This window comes from Lyngbya sp. CCY1209, assembly GCF_055795065.1.
In genome coordinates, this window is the sequence record NZ_JAYFER010000381.1 from 1 (window position 1) to 220 (window position 220).

General features: G+C 46.8%; 1 protein-coding gene. It reads right to left on the minus strand.

Annotated features, from left to right (window positions below; genetic code table 11):
• The coding region (locus AC0QHF_RS11070) for a reverse transcriptase domain-containing protein (protein ID WP_324704268.1) at positions 1 to 220 on the minus strand (220 nt) is incomplete at both ends.

A 220-nucleotide genomic window follows, 5' to 3' on the forward strand; every position in this document is an offset into this window, starting at 1 on the left:
AATGAAGTTTGGATAGCAGGTAATCATGGTCAATCTGGTCGAAACATTTGGCAATGTCGGCATCGAGGACGTAGTATCCCCCTTGATTAATCGCAACAAATATTCTGCCAATTGCATCGAGGGTTGAGCGTCCGGGTCGAAACCCATAGCTTGTCCCTTCAAATTTAGGTTCCCAGAAGGGTTCCATTGCCATCTTGACCAAGGCTTGCTTGGCTCTATC